The 22,001-nt window shown below is 36.6% G+C and carries 19 protein-coding genes; 9 read left to right on the forward strand and 10 right to left on the reverse strand.

Annotated elements, in window-relative coordinates; all coding sequences use genetic code 11:
• The first annotated feature begins 100 nt into the window (after window positions 1-100).
• The 6 genes from ACIQXW_RS09270 to ACIQXW_RS09295 all read left to right on the forward strand — a co-directional run bounded on the left by ACIQXW_RS09270 (window position 101) and on the right by ACIQXW_RS09295 (window position 6,230).
• Window positions 101-868 carry a TSUP family transporter gene (locus ACIQXW_RS09270; protein ID WP_340824048.1) on the forward strand — a complete coding sequence of 256 codons (768 nt, stop codon included), beginning with the start codon at window positions 101-103 and terminating at the stop codon, window positions 866-868.
• 120 nt (window positions 869-988) lie between these two features.
• Window positions 989-1,507 (forward strand): RNA polymerase sigma factor SigV, encoded by a 519-nt coding sequence (locus tag ACIQXW_RS09275; RefSeq protein WP_340824046.1) that lies wholly within the window; start codon window positions 989-991, stop codon window positions 1,505-1,507.
• Window positions 1,500-2,390 (forward strand): anti-sigma-V factor RsiV, encoded by an 891-nt coding sequence (rsiV, locus tag ACIQXW_RS09280; RefSeq protein ID WP_401017305.1) that lies wholly within the window; start codon window positions 1,500-1,502, stop codon window positions 2,388-2,390. Before ACIQXW_RS09275 ends, rsiV begins: the two co-directional genes overlap by 8 nt.
• 108 nt (window positions 2,391-2,498) lie before the next feature.
• On the forward strand, window positions 2,499-3,623 hold the full coding sequence (locus ACIQXW_RS09285; protein WP_401017307.1) for an endospore germination permease: 1,125 nt from the start codon (window positions 2,499-2,501) through the stop codon (window positions 3,621-3,623).
• Window positions 3,623-5,080 (forward strand): spore germination protein, encoded by a 1,458-nt coding sequence (locus tag ACIQXW_RS09290; protein WP_401017308.1) that lies wholly within the window; start codon window positions 3,623-3,625, stop codon window positions 5,078-5,080. The genes ACIQXW_RS09285 and ACIQXW_RS09290 overlap by 1 nt, the downstream gene beginning before the upstream one ends.
• Complete coding sequence (locus ACIQXW_RS09295; protein WP_402761419.1) at window positions 5,073-6,230, forward strand: Ger(x)C family spore germination protein; 1,158 nt, start codon at window positions 5,073-5,075, stop codon at window positions 6,228-6,230. Before ACIQXW_RS09290 ends, ACIQXW_RS09295 begins: the two co-directional genes overlap by 8 nt.
• Window positions 6,231-6,300: 70 nt before the next feature.
• On the opposite strand, the gene ACIQXW_RS09300 is transcribed toward ACIQXW_RS09295, so the two are convergent.
• Window positions 6,301-8,040: an ABC transporter ATP-binding protein gene (locus ACIQXW_RS09300; RefSeq protein ID WP_402761422.1), complete on the reverse strand. Its 1,740-nt coding sequence runs from the start codon at window positions 8,038-8,040 to the stop codon at window positions 6,301-6,303.
• A gap of 443 nt (window positions 8,041-8,483) precedes the next feature.
• Between ACIQXW_RS09300 and ACIQXW_RS09305 the strand changes: the two genes are divergently transcribed.
• The 3 genes from ACIQXW_RS09305 (at window position 8,484) to ACIQXW_RS09315 (ending at window position 10,736) form a co-directional block, all read left to right on the forward strand.
• A complete protein-coding gene (locus tag ACIQXW_RS09305; RefSeq protein WP_340824038.1) occupies window positions 8,484-9,242 on the forward strand; it encodes a TerC family protein in 759 nt (252 codons plus the stop codon).
• Between the two features lie 213 nt (window positions 9,243-9,455).
• Complete coding sequence (locus tag ACIQXW_RS09310) at window positions 9,456-10,091, forward strand: Bax inhibitor-1/YccA family protein (protein ID WP_340824036.1); 636 nt, start codon at window positions 9,456-9,458, stop codon at window positions 10,089-10,091.
• A 135-nt stretch (window positions 10,092-10,226) separates the two neighbouring features.
• Window positions 10,227-10,736 (forward strand): ferritin, encoded by a 510-nt coding sequence (locus ACIQXW_RS09315; protein WP_402761426.1) that lies wholly within the window; start codon window positions 10,227-10,229, stop codon window positions 10,734-10,736.
• A 70-nt stretch (window positions 10,737-10,806) separates the two neighbouring features.
• Here ACIQXW_RS09315 and ACIQXW_RS09320 read toward each other — a convergent pair whose 3' ends face one another.
• From ACIQXW_RS09320 to leuB, 9 genes are all read right to left on the reverse strand, one after another.
• Window positions 10,807-11,982, reverse strand: a complete 1,176-nt coding sequence (locus ACIQXW_RS09320; RefSeq protein WP_402761429.1) for an iron-containing alcohol dehydrogenase — start codon at window positions 11,980-11,982, stop codon at window positions 10,807-10,809.
• Window positions 11,983-11,999: 17 nt separating this feature from the next.
• A complete protein-coding gene (gene ahlS, locus ACIQXW_RS09325) occupies window positions 12,000-12,845 on the reverse strand; it encodes an AhlS family quorum-quenching N-acyl homoserine lactonase (RefSeq protein WP_340824032.1) in 846 nt (281 codons plus the stop codon).
• A gap of 23 nt (window positions 12,846-12,868) precedes the next feature.
• Window positions 12,869-14,290, reverse strand: coding sequence for an aldehyde dehydrogenase family protein (locus ACIQXW_RS09330; protein ID WP_402761432.1), 1,422 nt, complete (start codon window positions 14,288-14,290; stop codon window positions 12,869-12,871).
• A 104-nt stretch (window positions 14,291-14,394) separates the two neighbouring features.
• Window positions 14,395-15,384, reverse strand: coding sequence for a LacI family DNA-binding transcriptional regulator (locus ACIQXW_RS09335; protein WP_340824030.1), 990 nt, complete (start codon window positions 15,382-15,384; stop codon window positions 14,395-14,397).
• A 181-nt stretch (window positions 15,385-15,565) separates the two neighbouring features.
• On the reverse strand, window positions 15,566-17,416 hold the full coding sequence (locus tag ACIQXW_RS09340) for a dynamin family protein (protein ID WP_402761435.1): 1,851 nt from the start codon (window positions 17,414-17,416) through the stop codon (window positions 15,566-15,568).
• Between the two features lie 245 nt (window positions 17,417-17,661).
• Entirely contained in the window at window positions 17,662-18,543 is an 882-nt protein-coding gene (gene rbsK / locus ACIQXW_RS09345; RefSeq protein ID WP_402762496.1) for a ribokinase, read from the reverse strand.
• Between the two features lie 306 nt (window positions 18,544-18,849).
• Window positions 18,850-19,440 (reverse strand): 3-isopropylmalate dehydratase small subunit, encoded by a 591-nt coding sequence (gene leuD, locus ACIQXW_RS09350; protein ID WP_402761438.1) that lies wholly within the window; start codon window positions 19,438-19,440, stop codon window positions 18,850-18,852.
• A gap of 31 nt (window positions 19,441-19,471) precedes the next feature.
• Window positions 19,472-20,881, reverse strand: a complete 1,410-nt coding sequence (gene leuC / locus ACIQXW_RS09355) for a 3-isopropylmalate dehydratase large subunit (RefSeq protein ID WP_340824027.1) — start codon at window positions 20,879-20,881, stop codon at window positions 19,472-19,474.
• A 16-nt stretch (window positions 20,882-20,897) separates the two neighbouring features.
• Entirely contained in the window at window positions 20,898-21,998 is a 1,101-nt protein-coding gene (gene leuB, locus ACIQXW_RS09360) for a 3-isopropylmalate dehydrogenase (RefSeq protein ID WP_340824026.1), read from the reverse strand.
• Window positions 21,999-22,001 lie beyond the last annotated feature (3 nt).

The following is a 22,001-nucleotide window of genomic DNA, read 5'->3' on the forward strand; positions in this document are numbered from 1 at the left end:
TGCATACTAAACGTGGTAGCTAAAAATTAATACAAGCTATTTACAGTCACTCCGTGTTCCTTTAATATCAGATTATTATTAGAGAAAAGAGATGACGTTTGTGCCCTTCGATTTAGACCCAAATATATTATTAATTCTTATTATTTTTGGCTTTTTGGCTGCATTTATCGACTCTGTAGTTGGTGGTGGGGGGCTCATTTCATTACCTGCTCTCCTATTTGTAGGATTACCACCTTCCGCAGCTGTCGCAACAAATAAACTAGCGGGTACAATGGGATCTTTAACTAGTACCATTACGTTTTACCGCTCTGGGAAGCTAGATATTAAATCTGTCTATAAGCTGTTTCCTTTTGTTTTTTTCGGCTCCATGATTGGCGCATGGATTGTCCATTTAATTGATCCAAGTGTTTTAAAGCCTTTAATGTTAATCATGCTAGCGGCTGTAGCTGTTTATACGATTTTCAAAAAAGACTGGGGTAGTATTTCCACATATAAAAAGCTAACACCTAAACGATATGCTTTTTTCGTCCTTATTATTACTTTAATTGGCTTCTATGATGGTTTTTTAGGCCCTGGTACCGGATCATTCTTACTGTTTGCCTTTTTAATCGTTGGCTTTGACTTTTTAAAATCAGCCGGCAATGCCAAGTTTTTAAACTTTGGAAGCAATATAGCAGCGCTTCTAATGTTTATATACTTAGGTCAGATTCATTATACTTACGGCTTCGCTATGGGACTAGCTCAAATTGCAGGTGCGATAGTCGGTTCAAAATTTGCTATTAAACGCGGGAGTAGTTACGTGCGTAAACTATTTATCGTTGTTACCATCCTATTATTGCTGAAAAATACATACGACTATTTTTCGTGAAACAATTCTTACCTCTATTATGAGGTAAGTTTTTTTTTCATTGCTTCAACTTTTTCCCCACTTTCATACGTCTAGTAGTTGTATACAAATTGAAAATGTTAAAAAGGAGCTTCTTTGGACATGAAAACAAGAAATGCATTTCAACATGAAGAGGTGTTTGTCCAGTTAATTCGTGAACAGAAAGAACGATTTTATTTGCTTGCCTATAGCTATACGAAAAATGAGCAGGATGCACTTGATATAGTACAAGACAGTATTCAAAAAGCCATGCTTTCTCTCGATCGATTAGAGCATGTGGATTACATGAAAAGCTGGTTTTACAAAATTGTTGTACGTACAGCCATTGATTTTTTGCGCAAGCATAATCGCTTACAAGTGACGGATGATAACACTTTACAATATTTAACTCCTGCTCAAGAAGATATTTACGAGAACATCGATTTAGAGCATGCTTTAGAGGAATTACCTCAAATGTACCGTGAAGTCGTGATTTTACATTATTTCGAAGATTTAAAGTTAGCTGATGTTGCCAACATACTGGATATAAAGCTAAGCACAGCTAAATCGCGCCTATATAAAGCTTTAAAACTGTTAAAAATACAACTCCAAGATGGGAAGGGAGAAACAGCACATGGATAAAAAATTAGAAGAGCTAAAAAAACATTATAATGACGTTCCAATACCAAAAGAGCTTGACTTTGTAGTTGAAAGTGCACTAAAACAAGGAAAAAGGAAGAAAAAAAATCGAGGACCGCAATGGTTACTTGGAACAGCGGCAGCTGCTATGCTATTTACAGCTAGTTTAAATATTAGCCCTGCAATGGCACGTACATTGTCTGATATTCCTGTAGTAGGGAGTGTCATAAAAGTACTGACATGGACAGAATATGAAGTAGCTGATGACACATATGACGCTACTATTAAAGTACCTTCTATTGAGCATTTAGAAAATACAGATCTTGCAAATGCTTTAAATGAAAAATATCGTTCAGAAGGAAAAGCACTTTATGATGACTTTATTGCAGAAGTTGGCGATTTGAAAGCAAATGGCGGTGGTCACTATGGAATAGATAGCGGCTATGAAATTAAAACGGATAACGACCAGATTTTATCGATAGGACGTTATATTGTCAATACAGTAGGATCATCATCAACCGTTATGCACTATGATACGATTGATAAACAAAACGAAATTTTAATTACGCTGCCAAGTCTATTTAAAGATGATAGCTATATTCATGCTATTAGTGAGAATATTAAAGAACAAATGCGTGAACAAATTGCTGCAACAAACGAAGATAAAGTTTATTGGGTTAAAGGAGCGGGCTTGCCTGATGAAGATTTAATGGAAGTGTTTACTACGATCAATAAGGAACAACAATTCTACATTTCTGAAAAAGGAAAACTCGTTATTTCATTCGATAAATATGAAGTAGCACCTGGCTATATGGGTGTAGTGGAATTTGAAATTCCAACAGACGTCCTTCAAAATAGTCTTGTAAGTAATAAATATATTCATTAATCGCTGGCACTATCTCATTTAATGTGAGATAGTGCTTTTTTATGACTTATAATCTTTCAACTTTTTGTCAAAGCTAACTTGTATCAAAACATGTTAGAGGGTTTTCAAATGAAAGGTGTAGGATCAATTAGTATTTTACATGTTGTCTTCCTAGCAATGACCGTTATTGGCTTAAAAAATCACGTTACAATTATGCCTCCGTTATTGGAAACTGCAGAAAGAGATAGCTGGCTATCTGTAATTTTTACAACGATTATAATGTTCCCTTGGCTCTTTCTTTTAGTTTATATTCATAGAAAATCGAATCAAGAGCCTTTAAAAGATTGGCTGCCACAAAAAATCGGAAAAATCGGTTCTAAAATCGTGATTTATACTATCGCAATTTATCTTATCATTATTGCGGCCTTTACAATGATTGAAACCTTACAGTGGGTAAATACCACTTTTTTACCTAGAACGCCAAGGTTAATCTTACTTGCTATATACGTCGTTCTTTGTATCCTACTTGTTACGACTAGTTTACAAACGATCGTCATCGTCAATGTATTCGTTTTATTAGCTGTAGTTGTTTTTGGATTTTTTGTTGCCTTTACAAACTTACAAGTTAAGGACTATGACTTACTACGTCCTTTTTTTGAACATGGATTTACGCCAGTTTTACAGGGGCTCGTCTTCCCCGCCTCGGGTTTTTCGGAATTAATATTATTTTTACTCATACAACACCAAATTAAAGATCGAATGCGTTGGTATCACTTCGCCATTATACTCTTTATTTTAGCAGGGCTAACAATGGGTCCCCTCGTTGGTGCCATTACAGAGTTTGGACCAGCTGAGGCCTCAAAACAACGTTATCCGGCTTACGAAGAGTGGGGCTTAGTAACAATAGGACGCTATGTGGAGCATCTAGACTTTCTTTCAATTTATCAATGGTTAACTGGCACATTTATTCGAGTCGGATTTATTTTATATATCGTTACAGATTTATTGGGCATGGCAGGAGATCACCGACGTATTTGGAAAATGGTTGCACCTCCATTCTTTTTTATATGTCTACCATTAATGTTATTAAATGAACACATATTTCTACAACTTAAAGGAAATTATATGTTAGCAGGTACATTTATTTTCTTTTTCTTACTATCTATATTTTTAATGATTGTAGCTTTCATGTCAGGAAAGAAAGGAAAAAAATCTAAAGCCGATACCCAAGACACGGAAAGTGGTGACACTTGATGCCCTCAACAGAAAAGCCCTTAGATTTATCAACCTTAAAGCAGTTATTTGAAAAGTCTGCTGATGTTCATTTTCAAGAATATGCATTCCAGCAACATAAAGTACAATTTGTCATCTGTGAGGCGATGATTGATCAACAACTTCTCAATGATGTCATTGTCATGCGTGTTCAAGCTCTTTTTGATAATTTAAAGGACGCATCACTACAAGATGCTATCAATAAACAGTTACACATCCCTGGCCTACAACAAGTAACAGACCAGTCAGAAGCCATTACACTCATTTATAATGGCCATTTACTTCTTTTTTTTGAAACGGATGATCTGCTTTATGCCAGTAATATTGCCAGAAAGCCTAATCGTAATCCTGAAGAAACTAGGATGGAAGTACTCGTTAAAGGGCCTAGAGATAATTTTATTGAAGATATCTCGGTCAATATTGCATTAATACGAAAACGACTGCCTACGAATTCCTTATGTGTAGAAAAAATGGAACTTGGGAAACGCTCAAAGACAACCGTTGCTATACTTTATTTTGGCGACATTGCGAACTTGGAAATTTTAAATAGTATAAAAGTACAATTACAATCAGTCGATACGGATATTGTATTTAGCGGTGATTTACTAATGGAGCGTGTAAACAAAAATACAAGGTTTTTCCCAAAAACTGATTATACAGGACGGCCAGATTTTGCAATTCAATCATTGATACGAGGACGTTTTTTAATTTTTGTAGATGGCGTAGCTTATGCTGTCATTACTCCTGTTAATTTATTTTTACTGTTAAAGTCAGGGGAAGATAATGAATACCCGATTGTTTTTAGTTCACTTGAACGTCTACTACGTATATCTGGTATTTTTATCGGCCTACTGTTACCTGCTTTTTGGCTTGCTTTAACAACCTATCACCAAAATCAATTACCATTATTGCTTTTAGCAACTGTTGTCCAAGGTCGAACCGGCCTACCCTTCCCCTCTTCGCTTGAAATGCTATTGATGCTATTAATGTTTGAGCTGTTTAGAGAAGCAGGCTTACGTCTACCATCTGTAATCGGTGGAACGATAAGTGTCGTTGGTGGTTTAATTATTGGCGATGCAGCAATACGTGCAGGTGTTACAAGTCCAGAAATGATTGTAATTATTGCCGTTTCTACTATTGCATCCTTTACACTCGTTAATCAATCACTCGTTACGACAATCAGTATTTTCCGCGTTGGCTTCATTTTATTAAGCGGCTTTTTTGGTTTATTCGGCTTTTTTATTTCACTATACGTAACCCTTCTTTACTTATGTAATATTAGAATATTCGGTAACTCTTATATGCAAATTGGCGCTGATTTAGATTGGTCAACCATTAAAAAAACACTGTTACGCTTATCACCAAAAGGTTATACCAAGCGTCCAAACTATATTGCACCACAAGATCAAACCCGTGCGAGTGAGGATAAAAATGAATAAAAAAATACTCAGTATAATGTTGTTAGCATTCACTACACTGTTATCAGGATGTTGGGATGTCACTGAACCACAAAGAATGTACTATGTCCATGCGCTTGGTATAGATTATAAAGATGGCAATTATGAAACTTACATGCAAATTATTGATTTTGCCAATATAGCCAAATCCGAACAGCCAAATAATCCGCAAGCTCAACAGGCTGAAATTGGACATGCAAAAGGTAAAACAATTGAAGATTCTCTTTTCGATTTATATCATTCCATTGATCAAAAAGCGTTTTGGGGACATATCACCTATATTATACTTTCAGAAGAAGTAATGAATAACAACAAGGTAAATCAAGTACTCGATTTCTTAACTCGTTATCGTGAAACACGATATCAAATTTGGATATATGGCACAAAAGAGCCACTCGATAAATTACTTGTCGTAACACCGATCAATAATAAAGCTCTAACATTATCTAAACTCGGAGATCCGATAAATTCGTTTAAGCAAGAATCTTTTGTAAGACCGATTGATCTTCGAAAATTAGTGATAGGTCTAAATGAGCCCAGCCATGAAGTTTATCTTCCATTAGTATCAATTGATAGAGGATGGGTATCTTCCAAAGGACAGTCAGAATCAGTGGAAATAAAAGGTATTACACTACTATCTAAAGAAGGATTAAAAGGATTTCTCACCGAAGAAAACGCAAATGGTATTAAATGGATGAACAATGAAACAATTCGCAGTGAAATAACCGGGCAAATTGGAGAGCAAAAACAATTCGTAACCATTACATTAGATCATTTAAAAGTTCTTATTTCTCCAGTCGTAAAAAACGAAAACGTACAATTTGATATTGAAATAAAAATGGAAGCTAACGTTCTTGGTATTACAGAAGAAATTACGACCGAAGAAATTCGTCAGTTGGTCAAAAAACAGGTAGAAAAAGAAGTAAGGGAAACATTTAAGGAATCGTTAGCATTGAATACTGATATTTACCGTTTATCTGAACAGCTCTATCGCAAAGACGTTAAGACATGGAAAAAATTAGAGAATAACGGTAAAATCGACTTAACGGAAGATTCTATACGCAACATAAAAATAAACGTAGTCAAGGTAAATCCTGGTAGAGAATCTTTTATTGAAACAATTACAAAATAGCAAGTAAAATAAAACAAAGGCATCGAGTATTGATTTACTCGATGCCTTTTGAATATGTTTAACATCTATACTATTGTACTACTTTTTCAATTTCTGTTTTACGAAATTGAATATGATGTAATTTTGCGAAAATACCATCTTGTGCCACTAGTTCCGCATACGTACCATCCTCTTCAATACCATTTTGTGTGACAACAAGTACCCGATCCGCATTACGGATTGTCGCTAGACGATGCGCAATAATGAGTGTTGTTCGATTTTCAGCAAGTTCCGCTAACGATTGTTGAATAATCATTTCCGTTTCTGTATCTAGCGCAGAAGTTGCCTCATCCAAAATTAAAATCGGTGGATTTTTCAAGAACATACGTGCAATGGCAATACGTTGCTTTTGCCCACCAGATAGCTTTAAGCCACGTTCACCAATCTGTGTCTCATAACCATCTGGAAGCTCTGCAATAAACGATTCTAAATGCGCCCTTTTAGCTGCTTTTTCAACGTCTTCATCACTTGCACCTAAACGACCATAGGCAATATTTTCTCGAATTGTCCCTGTAAATAAAAAGACATCTTGTTGTACAATGCCAATTTGTGCTCGTAGAGAGGCTTGTGTCATATTACGTACATCCAAGCCATCAATTGTAATCGCTCCTTTAGTGACATCATAAAACCTTGGAATTAAAGAACAAATTGTCGTTTTTCCAGCTCCAGATGGACCAACAAAGGCAATTGTTTGTCCTGCATGCACATCAAATGAAATACCTTGTAAAACAGCTTTTGACGTATCATAATTAAAATCAACATCTTTAAACGAGATGTCTCCACATAAATGTGTTACTTGCTTTGCTCCCTCACGATCCTGAATTTCTGGCTCCTGCTCTATTAACTCACGGAAACGCTTAAAGCCTGCCATCCCTTTCGGATACAGTTCTAACAACGCACTAATTTTATCGATTGGTTTAATAAGAACATTTGTATACAATACAAAGCTTACAAGTCCTCCATACGATAATTTCCCATTAAAGCTTAACCAGGCTCCTACTACAAGGACAACTAACGTTAACAATCGAGTCATCATATAAATACTCGAATGCGCCCCTGCCATAATCTTATAGGCGTATAATTTTGCCGAACGGAAAAAACCATTTTGCTCCTTAAAACGTTCCATTTCATACGCTTCATTTGTAAAAGATTTCACAACGCGCACACCAGAAACGCTATCCTCCACACGACCGTTTACATCTGCAATTTTAACGTACAACGTTTTCCATGCATTGTTCATCTTAATGTTACTAACTGTTACAAGCCACATTAAGAACGGCACCATAATCGCTGCAATTAACGCAAGTGTTGGGTTGACATTAAACATAATAACGAAAGCACCTACAAACGTCATAATAGCAATAAATAAATCTTCTGGACCGTGATGGGCAAATTCACCAATATCAAATAAATCATTTGTAATTCTGCTCATAATATGCCCAGTTTTCGTATTATCAAAGAAACGGAATGATTGGCGCTGGACATGATTAAACAGTTCTTGCCGCATATCGGTTTCAATATTTATACCAAGTTTATGCCCTAAATAATTGACAATAAAGTTTAGTACGGTGCTAAGTACGTATACTAGCAATAGCAAAATACTTACTTTGACAATCATACTCCACTCCCCTGTAGGCAGTAGTTTGTCAATGAACCATTGAACAGCTAATGGAAAGGCGAGCTCTAGTATTGCTACAATAATCGCACTAGAAAAATCGACAACGAATAATCGTTTATGTGGTTTGTAGTATGAAAAAAACTTTTTATACATATATGTCTCCCTTCTAAGTTGCTAAAAAATTTCACTTAACATCAATAGTACCACTTGTGATAATAATTCGGAAAATAATTTTTAAATAGAAGATTACTTTTCATTTGCATTTAGTTCACTACATGCTATAATCTTTGTAAGAAGAATTGAATAGCTTTTGACATTTTTGTCAAAGGGGAGTAGCTAGCAGATGTGAGCGATACATCTGATTTCACATTCGTCATTACATGGCAGTTGCCATCGGGTGTGATAGCAAGCTCATCTAGTAGATGAGTGCTGTACTGATAATTTTCGGTACAAATTATTATTTGGAACTTCCAAATAGTTGTGCTTAGCAAGACCTTTGCCTATTTTTTAGGCATGGGTCTTTTTCTTTTGCCTAAAATTAAAAATAGGAAAGAGCATTATATTCATTTCTGTCCAAAATAAAGGAGGAAACACATTTGGAAGCCATTTTATTAGAATACGCATGGGTATTAGTTGTATTAATTGTACTAGAAGGACTTTTAGCAGCGGACAATGCAGTCGTTATGGCGGTAATGGTTAAACATTTACCAAAAGTACAACAACAAAAGGCATTACTATACGGATTAGTAGGTGCATTCATTTTCCGTTTTGCCGCTTTATTCTTAATTACTGTACTCGTGAATTTTTGGCAAATTCAAGCTTTAGGTGCTGCTTACTTGCTATTCATGTCGATTAAGCATATTTACGATTCACGGAAAGCTGCAGGGGACTCAGATGAAATTAAAGAACCTAAAAAACAATCTGGTTTCTGGATGACAGTTGTTAAAGTTGAGCTTGCAGACATCGCCTTTGCAGTAGATTCCATTTTAGCAGCAGTTGCGATTGCAGTTACATTACCGCATTTAGGGAATTTCGATGTTGGTGGCATTAACGCAGGCCAATTCGGCGTTATGTTCCTTGGTGGTATTATTGGGGTCGTAATGATGCGATTTGCAGCACGCTGGTTCGTACGTGTACTCGAAAAATTTCCGTCACTCGAAACGGCTGCCTTCCTTATCGTTGGTTGGGTTGGTGTGAAGTTAGCTGTCTTAACTTTAGCACATGAAAAATTAGGGGTTATTCCGCATGAATTCCCACACTCAACACTTTGGAAAGCTACATTCTGGATTGTATTAGTTGCAATCGCGCTAAGTGGCTACTTAGTAGGTGTAAAAAACCAAAAGAAGGAAGCATAAACGCTTAAAATAAAATTCGCCTAGACATAATGTCTTGGCGAATTTTTTATAATAGTTAATAGTTAATGGCGATTCGCTCAAGTTTAGTATCGATTTCTCCTAGTTTAGTGGCGATTTTACTTTGTTTAATGGCGATTGCCCTACTCTATCAGCGATTGCTACAGTATAATCGGGTATTGGACTAAGAAAGCTTAAAAAGAAAGGAATTTTTAAATGGCTTACGCTAACCGTAATCAAAACTTAAACAAAATTTTAAAACACTTTACCTTTATGTGGGTATTGACCGTGGTAGGAATATTTATCGCCACTTTATTACCATCGACTGTTATAATGCCGCTTTCGATTCTTTGTATAATACTTCTAATCATTGCCTGCTTTGTTCGTAGCTTAAAACTAGCTAACTCTATTATGTATGCAATCCCCTTTTTAATGGGTATTTTACTATTTTGGACAACACAATTTTTTATTGATCAGCTCGGACCGCAATTAGTTTTATTAGTTTTCGGAGCAACCGTTATTATTTTTGTCATACTAGCACTTGTAGGTATGATGATGAATAAAGATATTTCAAATTGGGGAAGCTATTTATTCACTGTGCTTATCGTCGTGCTTGTGTTTTCGCTTCTTTTTATGTTTATACCAGTAAGTAATATTATTGGGCTTATTATTGCCGCTATTTCTGTCTTACTGTTTAGTCTTTTCACAGTGTATGATTTTAACCGCATTCGACATCATCATGTGTCAGACGAGGAAGTCATTGGGATGGCATTAAATCTATATTTAGATTTCATAAATTTGTTTACGAATCTATTAGAAGTAATTTGGCGATTAAAAAATGAATTTGACTAATTTTTCTAATTGAGAACGAATATCAATTTATTTTTGCAACATTTAGGGCGAAAAAAATATTTTTCTGTATGATGGCCATCTTTCGCTATATACTATGAGAAGTAGTAGGTATTTACTGCAAAGGGAGGAACATTTATGTTATCTGAAAAACTACACACAGCACTAAACGAACAAATGAATTTTGAATTTTACTCCGCTCATGCTTATATGGCAATGGCTGCATTTTGCACAGACCAAGATTACGATGGCTTTGCGAATTTCTTTTTAGTGCAAGCTGAAGAAGAACGTTTTCATGCGTTGAAATTTTATAATTTCTTAAGTGATATGGGCTATCGTGCATCAATACACGGATTTGACAGTCCTGAAAATCATTTCGACTCTATTTTACATGCCTTTAAAACAGCTATGTCTCATGAAAAAGAAGTGACTCGTCGTATTTACAACTTATCTGATATTGCATTAGATGAACGTGAGCACGCAACTATGGCATTTTTAAAATGGTTTATCGATGAGCAAGTTGAGGAAGAATCAACATTTGATACGTTAATACGTAAAATTGAACGTATTCAAAATGATTCGAATGCTATCTTTATGCTAGATGCTGAATTAGCGAATCGCTCTTTCACACCAGATACTGAAGCTTAATAAAAAAAGGGCTGAATCAAATAATATTTGATTCAGCCCTTTTCATTTTCAAGATGTTTTCCTACAACGGTCAGTTTGGCTCACGGATTTCGCCATCAAATGCAGCGCGGTAAATAGCAAAAATATCATCCTGATTTAATGGCATTGGACTGCGAGCTAAAATTCTTGTTTGCTTTGTTGCATCATCCGTTAATTGTTCAAGTGCAGTTTCTGGTATGTTAAAACCTTTTAAAGTCGAAGGAATATTTACATCGCGTACTATTTGTTGCAATGCATCAACACACTTATAGGAAGCAGCTTCTTGCGTTAAATACATAGAGGAAAGACCCATTGCATCTAATATATCTTTCATGCGTTTTTCACAACTTTGGCGAATATAGCCCATTACGTATGGCAATAGTACAGCATTTGAATCTCCATGTGCAATATGGTACTGACCACCAAGCGGATAAGCTAAAGCATGTACCCCTGCTACACCTGCATTAAAAAATGCTAACCCTGCTAAGTAACTACCATAACTCATATCCGAGCGTGCTTGCTTGTTATTACCATCGTGTACCGCTGTACGAATTGAGTTACTGATCAATCTAATCGCTTGCAGTGCAAGTCCATCTGTCACTTCATTTGCATTGATAGAAACATATGCTTCAATTGCATGTGTTAAAGCGTCTACACCCGTAGCGGCAGTTACTTTTGAAGGCAAGGAAATCGTTAATTGCGGATCCACAATGGCTACATCAGCCAGTAAATAATCATGCGTCACAACATCCTTAGTCGTTTCTAACGATAAAACAGAAATATTTGTAACCTCTGAGCCTGTACCTGAAGTTGTTGGAATTAAAATTTTCGGAAGCCCTTTATTTTCAAGTGTTTTCGTGCCTGTTAAATTTAAATAGTCAGCCACCTGACCATCATGAGTAGCTAATACAGCAGCTAGCTTAGCTAAATCTAATGCACTTCCCCCACCTAATCCAATAACTAAATCAAACTGATGGTTTCGTGTATAGTCCACTAGTTTTTCACCAATTGCAAGAGGTGGCTCAGGAGCAATGTCAGTATAAATTGTCGTCTTATACCCATTGTCCTGCAATGGCTTTTTAACTTGATCCACTAAACCTAAGTCTTGTAAAAATGGATCTGTTACTATTAATATATTATTTGCTTGAAATTTTTTTACTTCTACAAGAAGCTGTTGCAAACAACCCCAACCTGTATAACTTGTAGGAGTAAAGGTTAATTTATTCATTTTCAATCTACTCCTATCTATTCATAATAGCCTTCTGTGGATTTTCTAAATGATTTAAATTGCACAGGATCATGACCAAACCAAACTTGTGAATTCGTTTCATTTGCTAAGCGTCGAATTCGTTCAACTGTTGAATTATAGCCGACTGAATCATAAATAATACCAGGAGGCTTCACAGGAGGTCCAAAGCTTTCGGCTGTGTAAATGGCATCTGACGCTAAAATTATTCCTCCAGTTTCCGGCATATTAATATGCAAGCCAAGCATACCCCAAGCATGGCCACTACCAAAATTTAATATATTAATGCCTTCTGCAAGTTTCACATTATCTTCACCACGTTTGATTAATCGCCACTGTAAATTGTTTTTAATCCACATATCAATATCACCCCAAACATAAGCGCCATCCTTAACATTTCTCGCATATGTTTGTAATGTGCCATTAAATTCATCTTCCTGCACAATAATCGTAGCATTCGTAAAAAGTTCTAAACAACCTGCATGATCTAAATGAAGATGTGAAGCAACAACATATTTAATATCTTCTGGGCGAACATTTAATTCTTCTAAGCGATGGTGTAAATAGCATTCTTCTGGCATATTAATAGGAAATGCTTTTTGTGTAAATTCACCCCAGCGTCCTTCAGGTCCCATTGAGTTCGGATTACATGCTGTATCAAATAAAATTTTTCCTTCTGGATGATCTATTAAAACTGTATAAACGGGAAATTCAACAAATTCATTAGGTTGATTTGGATGATCGATTGTCGCCGGATTATGCATTGCAATCATATAATTTTTATCCATCCGCATCGTGCCATTATCCATAACAAAAAGCTTAGCATGTTGATTTATCATCTTCATTTACAAACATCCCCATTTCATGATTAGTTGTTATTCCAAATAACTAGTTTCATCTCGGTCATTTCTTCTATTGCATATTTAATTCCTTCTCTTCCTGTCCCACTTTCTTTTACTCCACCATATGGCATATGATCTACACGATACGTAGGAACATCATTAATAATGACACCACCTACTTGCATTTTTTTTGAAGCTTTAAAGGCCGTTTCAATAGAAGGTGTAAAGATGCCAGCTTGTAAGCCGTAATTAGAATCATTTATTGCTTCAATCGCTTCATCTATTGTGGACACTTTGTTGACGATAACTACTGGAGCAAAAATTTCTTCACATGAAACACGGCTATAGGATGGTACATTGTATAGCACTGTAGGTAGTAAAATATTGTTTTCAATGCGACCACCAGTAATTATTTGTGCCCCATTCTTAATAGCCTCTTGAATCCAAGTGAGGGCACGCTGTTGCTCCGTTTCTGAAATCATCGTTGTAAGATCTGTCGTGGGATCAAGTGGATTCCCTAGCGTCAGTTGCTTAATTTTTGCTGTTAATTGTTCTAAAAATAGATCAACTACATTGTCCTTTACATAAATTCGTTGTAGTGAAATACAAACTTGACCTTGGTTTGAGAACGCTCCCATTACAATGCGGTCCATTATTTTATCTAATTGAACCCCTTCATCGACAATAACGCCTGCATTGGAGCCAAGTTCTAACGTTACCTTTTTCAAACCTGCTCTATTCCGAAGTGAAATACCTACTGCAGGACTGCCTGTAAAAGTAATCATTTTCACATGTGGATGTGCTAAAAATGTATCTCCTACGAGCTTTCCTTGCCCTGTGATTAAATTAAAGGCACCTGCTGGCAAATCTGTTTGGGCTAATAATTTTGCTAAAAAGTGTGCTGATAAGGCCGTTTGTGTTGCCGGTTTTAAAACAATTGTATTTCCTGCTGCTAATGCTGGTCCGACTTTATGTGCGACAAGATTTTGAGGGAAATTAAATGGTGTAATTGCCGCTATTACTCCAATTGGTTCACGTAATGTATAGGCAAAGCGTCCTTCTCCACTTTTTGAAGCGTCCATAGGAATTAACTCTCCTGCAAGTCGCTTCGCTTCCTCTGCTGCAAACTTATAGGTTTCAATTGTTCGGTCTATTTCTGCAATTGCATACTTTAGTGGCTTAGCTGATTCTAATGAAATTATTGAAGCAGCCTCATCTCGATGTTCAGCAAATAAATTCGATAATTGTTCCAAAATTTGTGCTCTCTGGAATGCTGTTAAAGATGCCATTTTTGAAATAGCTTTTTGCGCACTTTCAATTGCATCTTGCACGTCAACTTCAGTTGCCATAGCGAATTTAGCAATTAATTCCTTTGAATATGGGGCATACACATCGGTATACCCTTCTGTCATACGCCATTCGTCATTAATCAATAATTCTTTCTTCAAGTCATCCTCCTCCTCCCCTTTATGGTTACGTATTCATTTCTGAAAATAAAGAAATGAATACGTAACCATTTATCAAGTAAAAAAATAAACTGACGAATATCAGTTCATTTTTTACCTGTTGTGTTTCTTGGGAAAAGTTTAACAGATTCAGTTTGCTTGATGCAAGTACTTTTTTTCTCCATAACATCAAATAATTTTTCAATCGCTAGAAATCCTAGATTTTTTTCCGATTCGATGCCCACAGTAGTCAAGGAGATTGAACGATGTTTACTTAACTCTACATTATCAATACCAATAACATTAAAATCGTTAGGAATAGCAAATCCTTGCTCTAAACATTGGTTTAAAATTTCAATAGCAATAGCGTCTGTTGCAGCACAAATCGCTGTCGGTCTTGGGTTTAATAGCAATAGTTCTTCAAATGCTCGCTTAATATCGTCTTTGCTCGTATTTGTAAAAAATGTTGGCACTATATTTGTGTCAATTTCTGCTTCTGCTAACGCTCTTTTGAAGCCCTCATATCTTCCAAAAAAAGTACTCATTTCATGTGGTCCACCAATCCAGCAAAGATCCGTATGACCTAAAGAAAGCATATGTTTAGTCGCTAAATAACCAGCATCCACATTATTGATTTCTACAAAATGCTTATTTTCTTTATGCTTACGATTAAACATTATAAAGGGTATATCCAATTTTTCGAGCTTATAAAATAATGGATCCGTATACCCGATAGAAGATAAAATAATTGCATCCACTTTCGTTTCTAACACGGAACTATAAATTGTATGTAAATTTTCTTCCGTTCCAAAATGCACATTTACTTTATAGCCCCTGGCGTTCGCATAATTAACAATTGCAGTTGTTGTATCGACAAAAAAAGGATTATGCAAAGGTCCAGAAATTAAAGTAATAATTCCTGTCTTTTGTTGTACTAGTGATCTTGCAATATCGTTTGGAATATAGTTTAATTCTTCAATTGCCTCCATCACTTTTTTTATTGTTTTCGGCTTTACTAATTCAGGTGTATTTAACACTCTTGAAACAGTCGTCTGAGAGACACCGGCAAACTTTGCTACATCTTTAGAAGAAACCAAAAAAACCCCCCACTTCATCTTTGTATGCCTATTTTATATCATCAAAAGGATATTGTTAATAGGATAAATCTCTAGTTAAGCCATTAAGGAAGTTGTTCCCATTCATCCACACTTTCATGCTATATAAATAAAACAAAGCCCTAAAAGAATCCATCACTTTTAGGACTTTGACTAATACATATTATGATTCATATTGTACTTCTAATTTATTTGGTATTGCGGGAATATCGTTTGATTTAACATCCGTCTCTGCAAGGCGTAAGTCTTGTAATGGATATTTACTGTCAACCTCAAAAGGAATCTCAATACTTTCCATTTTATTATTCATCTGACTTCTAGCGAGTAAGCCATTTTTCGATAAATCGATGTCAATAATACTGTAGATTGTTTCTTCCAGCATTTGTTGATCTTTTACGCGAAGTGGCATTCTATCTTCCATTAAAAATGGCTTTATATTATCTTTAATAAATCCTTGCGCTTCAATTAAACATGAAAACTCATTTAATTTAGCTGCATATAATTTTAGTTGCTTTTTCTCTTTTGCACGTTGCTGGTTAAGCTCTTTCACCCTGTTTTCTATTCGAGCTAAACGTTTTTTCGATAACCCTATCAAATAGCTTTGGATTGATTGTATTTCTTCAATAATTGAGGCTTCCGCTTCTCTTACTTTCGCATACTGAGTAACACATTCCTCTTGCTGTTCATTTAAGCGAAGAACACGTTCTTTGAAAAATTCATTTTGGGTATGTTGACCAAAGATGGCTTTCATAAGTCCTTTGCCATGAATTTTTTTATGTTGTGCATCTAGGCGCTCATGTTCTCGCATATATTCGTTATGCATATTTCGATATTCTCGTAAGGCTTGCTGATAGATTACCGCCTTTTCAGTAAACTGTTCTACTTGATCATCCTGTAAATAATCATTTTGGGAAATCGTTTGTAAGAGCTGATACAATGTTTGAACATTTTTGAAGACATTCGCTACCTGTTCATACTCTTGTTCGTATTCTTGTACAATCGCTAAATCGCGTTGGTAACGTGAAAATTCATATTGTGTATCGCCAGCAAATTTTTCAATATTTTCAACTGCTGATTGAAATGGGTCACGTTGTGGTATTACTGTTAATTCAAAACGGAAACGTTCTAGCCATTGTAAAAAACGAATAATAATTGCATACGTTTTTTTATCACTATTCATCGCGACACGTTGAATTTCCGCAATTAAATTATCATATTGACTCTGGTGCCATAACTCTTTATTTTCTGTTCGTTGTGCTTCGATGGCATCGATTGCCGAAACAGGAACAAAGTCGCTAATTAAATGACCAATTCGCTTTTTTTCAGAACTTATAAACGCTTCTGTATTATTATTTGTATCAATTGCATTGACAATACAAAGAGGTACAACCCCTTTATTTTTTAAAGCCTCCATTAATAAAATTTCTGCGTCAATAGCCATTGATTGAGAGCGTAGCACCCAGAAAATTTCATCCACACGATTGATCAAAGATTCAGAGAAATAGGCCATTTCTCCCCCTCCTGCTTCCAATGATACCGAATCGATAATTGTCACAGATTTCAATAAATCATGTTTTATATATACTTCTAGATAGTCTAAATGTTCACGTAAAATTTGTGATGCAAATGTATCTCCTGTTGTGAGTAATTCTAATTTACTCATATCAAATATTGCCACCATACCATCTAAAAAATAAGCTTTTACTTCCTCATTTTCACCGTAACGTAAAAACGTGTTAACCCCTGTCGGATTTTGATCGCTAACAGGTAAAATAGAACGACCAAGAAGTCCATTCACAAGGGTTGTTTTTCCTACACGTTGTTTCCCGACTATCAGTACCATTGTTTCATTGTTTGCATCTTGGATTATACGATTTAAGTGCTTAGCTGTATCTTTTACATATGTATTTTGTACAATAATGCTGTGCAGTTGACGTAAACGATCCACAAACTGTGGCAAAATATTATTCGCTGAGGCTGTATAGTCGATTGGCGTAGTGTCAATATTCGTCATCCTCAAAACCTCTTTCCTATGTATCTATAGTTTCATTATAAATGAAACTATTCTATTTCTTATACATAGTTGAAAATTAATAACAAAAAAGGACAAACTACTTAGTTCGGGTTGTCACAAATAGGATTTACTTCTTAGTTCAATTTTCTATATTTTCTTTATTTATTGCACAACTAGGTAAATGAAATGAGATTTTCATGCTAACCTATTACGAACTTAAAGCTAATCTTGAAGCGTAATATTTACTATTCGTCATAACCAGCCATTCGCGCATACACTTGGCTAAGCGTTGGCATACCGCCTTGTGCGCCTAATTTCTCGACAGAAAGCGAGGCTGCTATATTTGCAAAATAAACAGCTTCGTCCAATGATTGCCCCTCTGTTAATGCATACGCAAGTGTACCATTAAATGTGTCGCCTGCTCCTGTTGTATCTAATGCTTTTGTCATATAGCCAGGAACATGAATAGGGTACTCTCCATCAAAATAACGAGCGCCATCACTTCCTAATGTAATAATTATTTTATTCGGATACTTTTCTAGTATACTGTCGAAATCATCTCCAAATATTTGGGCACACTCTATTTCATTCGGTGTGATGTATGTTATATCCTTCATCCACTGCATATCAAAATTCGCCGCTGGTGCAGGGTTTAATAGCACTGGCACATTAGCACCCTTACATAATTTCAAGGCATATGCCGTCGTTTCTTTAGGAATTTCTAGCTGTAAAATTACTATTTGGCTCTGCTCTATCACGTCTTTAACCGCATCTAAATGAGACGGTTCCAATGTATAATTTGCCCCAGGTACTACAATAATCCGATTATCATTATGATGAACTAAAATATTAGCTACTCCCGTTGGTACTGACGCTGATATAAGTGTTTTCGTATTAACATGCTCTTGCTCTAAAACTGTTCGCAATGTATTACCGAAGTCATCATTGCCTACGCATCCCACCATTGTTACTTGACTACCTAGACGTGCAGCGGCAATAGCCTGATTAGCGCCTTTCCCACCAGGACTTGTTCGAAACGCTTCACCAAGCACTGTTTCTCCTTGCTGTGGAAAATTAGCCATTTGTATTACTAAATCCATATTTAAACTACCGATTACTGTTATCATCTGAATCATCCTTTCCATCTTCCTTACCATTTTACCGAGTCAACAATAGAAAGACAAAGGCTTACTTGTTCTCATTCTTACGATGTATCGGCGATTTCACTAGGTTTACTGGCGATTTCTTACGATGTATCGGCGATTCCACAAGGTTTATCGGCGATTTCCCGCCATGTATCGGCGATTCCACCAGGTTTATCAGCGATTCACCTATTTCGCCTGTGAGGCAAACGAACAACAACGTTTACATCAAAAAAAGTGTTAGATTGAACGCAGTCAATCTAACACTTTTTTCTAAGCCACTTTTGCTAATTAGTAGGCTATTCGCTGCGCTTCATATGCAGCAATTTGATCTTCGTACTTAATTGTTAGGGCAATTTCATCCCAGCCATTTAATAATGTTTCTTTATAATAGGAATCGATATTAAATGTGTAGACTTTACCATCTTCGCCCGTTACAGTTTGTGCTTCAAGATTTACTTCTACATGGTAAGGGTTTGCTAAACCTTTTTCTAAAATTTCATCGCACTCTGCTTCTGTTAGCTTGATTGGTAAAATTCCATTTTTAAAGCAGTTATTGTGGAAAATATCTGCGAACGATGGTGCAATGACTACATTGAAGCCATAATCTAAAATGGCCCATGGTGCATGCTCACGAGAAGAGCCACAACCAAAATTATCTTGTGCTACTAGAATTTTAGAGTCTTTAAACTCAGGTTTATTTAATACAAAGTCTTGTACTTCATTTCCTTGCGCATCATAGCGCCAGTGATAAAACAAATATTGACCAAAGCCTGTGCGCTCAATCCGTTTTAAAAATTCTTTCGAAATAATTTGATCTGTATCTACATTTTTACGATCAAGTGGTGTAATAACACTTTTTACAATATTAATTGGTTCCATTTCAATCATCCCTTCCGTGTAAATTTAACTTTTACACAGTTTCCTTCACGAATTCCCGTACATCAACGAAATGTCCTGCAATGGCTGCAGCTGCTGCCATCGGCGGTGATACTAAATGCGTGCGCGCGCCAGTACCTTGACGACCTTCGAAGTTACGGTTTGATGTTGATGCACAGCGTTTACCAGCTGGTACAACATCATCATTCATTGCCAAGCACATCGAGCAACCTGATTCGCGCCATTCAAAACCAGCATCAATGAAAATTTTATCCAAACCTTCAGCCTCTGCTTGTTTTTTTGTAGTATGGGAGCCCGGAACAACGATTGCTGTAACGTTTTCATGAACTTTGCGGCCTTGAATAACGTTTGCCGCAGCACGCAAATCGCTTAAGCGTGAGTTCGTGCATGAGCCAATAAATACGTATTGGATATCGATTGAAGTTAACGGCTGACCCTCTTCTAAGCCCATATAAGCAAGTGCTTTACGAAGAGCCGCTTTGTCAGACTCATCTTTATAATCTGCCTGCGTCGGTACATTTTGCGATACACCAGAACCCATCGAAGGATTCGTACCCCATGTAATAATTGGCTCGATTTCCTCAGCCTTAATGATACGCACTTCATCATATGTAGCATCCTCATCTGATGCTAAACTTAACCAATAAGCTGTAGCTTCTTCAAATTTGTCACCTTGTGGTGCATATTTGCGGCCACGAATATAATCTACTGTAATTTGGTCTGGTGATACAAGACCAGCCTTTGCTCCCGCTTCGATTGACATATTACAGATTGTCATCCGTTCTTCCATTGACAGTTTGTGGATTGCCTCTCCAGTGAATTCCACAATATGCCCTGTACCAACGCCAATGCCAAATTTCGAGATGATTGCCAAAATAATATCCTTTGCCGCAACGCCAACTGGAAGCTCGCCTTCAACACGGATTTCCATTGTTTTAGGCTTGTTTTGCCATAACGTTTGTGTGGACATTACGTGCTCTACTTCTGATGTACCGATACCAAATGCAATGGCACCGAATGCACCATGTGTAGAAGTATGAGAATCTCCACATACGATTGTTTTACCAGGTTGTGTTAAACCTAATTCTGGTCCAATAACGTGTACAATTCCTTGATCAGGGTGACCCATACCTGCAAGTTCAATCCCAAATTCAGCAGCATTTTTCGCTAATGTTTCGATTTGATTGCGTGCAATTGGGTCATTAATAGTCGGTAAATTTTTCGTTGGAACGTTATGATCCATCGTTGCAAAGCTTAAATCAGGACGACGCACTTTACGTCCGTTCATGCGTAAACCTTCAAATGCTTGCGGAGAAGTTACTTCATGAATTAAATGAAGATCAATATATAACAGGTCCGGTTTGCCCTCTTCCTGATAAACAACATGTTTATCCCAAATCTTTTCAATTATATTTTTTCCCATTGTCTTCACCTATTTCTTAAATATATGTTGTCATAATACTTTCCGATACAAAACTTGTATCAATTTCATTAATTACTTTATCTGTCCATTCATTTGTAGATAACGTGCGCCCACCATCGCGTGAAAGGTCAGCTGTAAAGTAACCATCATCAAACACAGCACTAACAGCACGTTCAATTTCAGCTGCTTCTTCTGCTAGGCCGAATGAGTATTGTAACATCATAGCGACTGACAGAATTGTTGCTGCTGGATTGGCAACACCTTGCCCTGCAATCTCTGGTGCTGAACCGTGTACTGGTTCATAAAGACCAAAATTATCACCACGGATGGATGCGGATGGTAATACACCGAGAGATCCTGTTATAACCGATGCTTCATCACTTAAAATATCACCAAACATGTTTTCTGTAACAACGACATCATAGTGAGCTGGATTCGTAATTAATTTCATAGCTACTGAATCTACTAAGTTGTGCTCGACTTGCACATCTGGATAATCCTTTTTCTTCGCTTCTACAACTTCACGCCATAAACGGCTTGTTTCAAGTACGTTTGCTTTATCGACAGAACATAATTTGCCTCCACGTAAACGTGCTAATTCAAAGGCATTTTCAACGATACGCTCTACTTCTGCTATTGAGTAAACTGTAGTATCAATTGCGCCATTTTCAGTACGCATACGTGGTTCCCCGAAGTATACGCCGCCTGTAAGTTCACGTACGATCATTAAATCGACGTTTTCGGCTACTTCACGTTTTAAAGGTGAAGCATCTAGTAAACTCGGGAACGCCTTTACTGGACGTAAATTTGCGAATAAGTCAAAGTGCTTGCGAATACGTAACAATCCTTTTTCTGGACGTAGTTCTGGAGGGTTATTGTCCCATTTCGGACCCCCTACTGCTCCTAATAAAATGGCATCGCTGCCCTCACACATTTCAATTGTTTCATCAGGTAGTGGATTATTATGTTGATCGATGGCAGCGCCTCCGATCGTTCCATAACCTAAATGGAATGTATGGTTAAATCGTTTACCGATTACTTGTAATACACGTATAGCTGACGCAACCACTTCTGGCCCAATTCCGTCGCCAGGAAGTACTGTAATTTTTTTCTCCATTTA

Origin of the sequence: Lysinibacillus sp. NPDC097162 (genome assembly GCF_044762185.1) — a bacterium.
Lineage (GTDB): Bacteria > Bacillota > Bacilli > Bacillales_A > Planococcaceae > Lysinibacillus.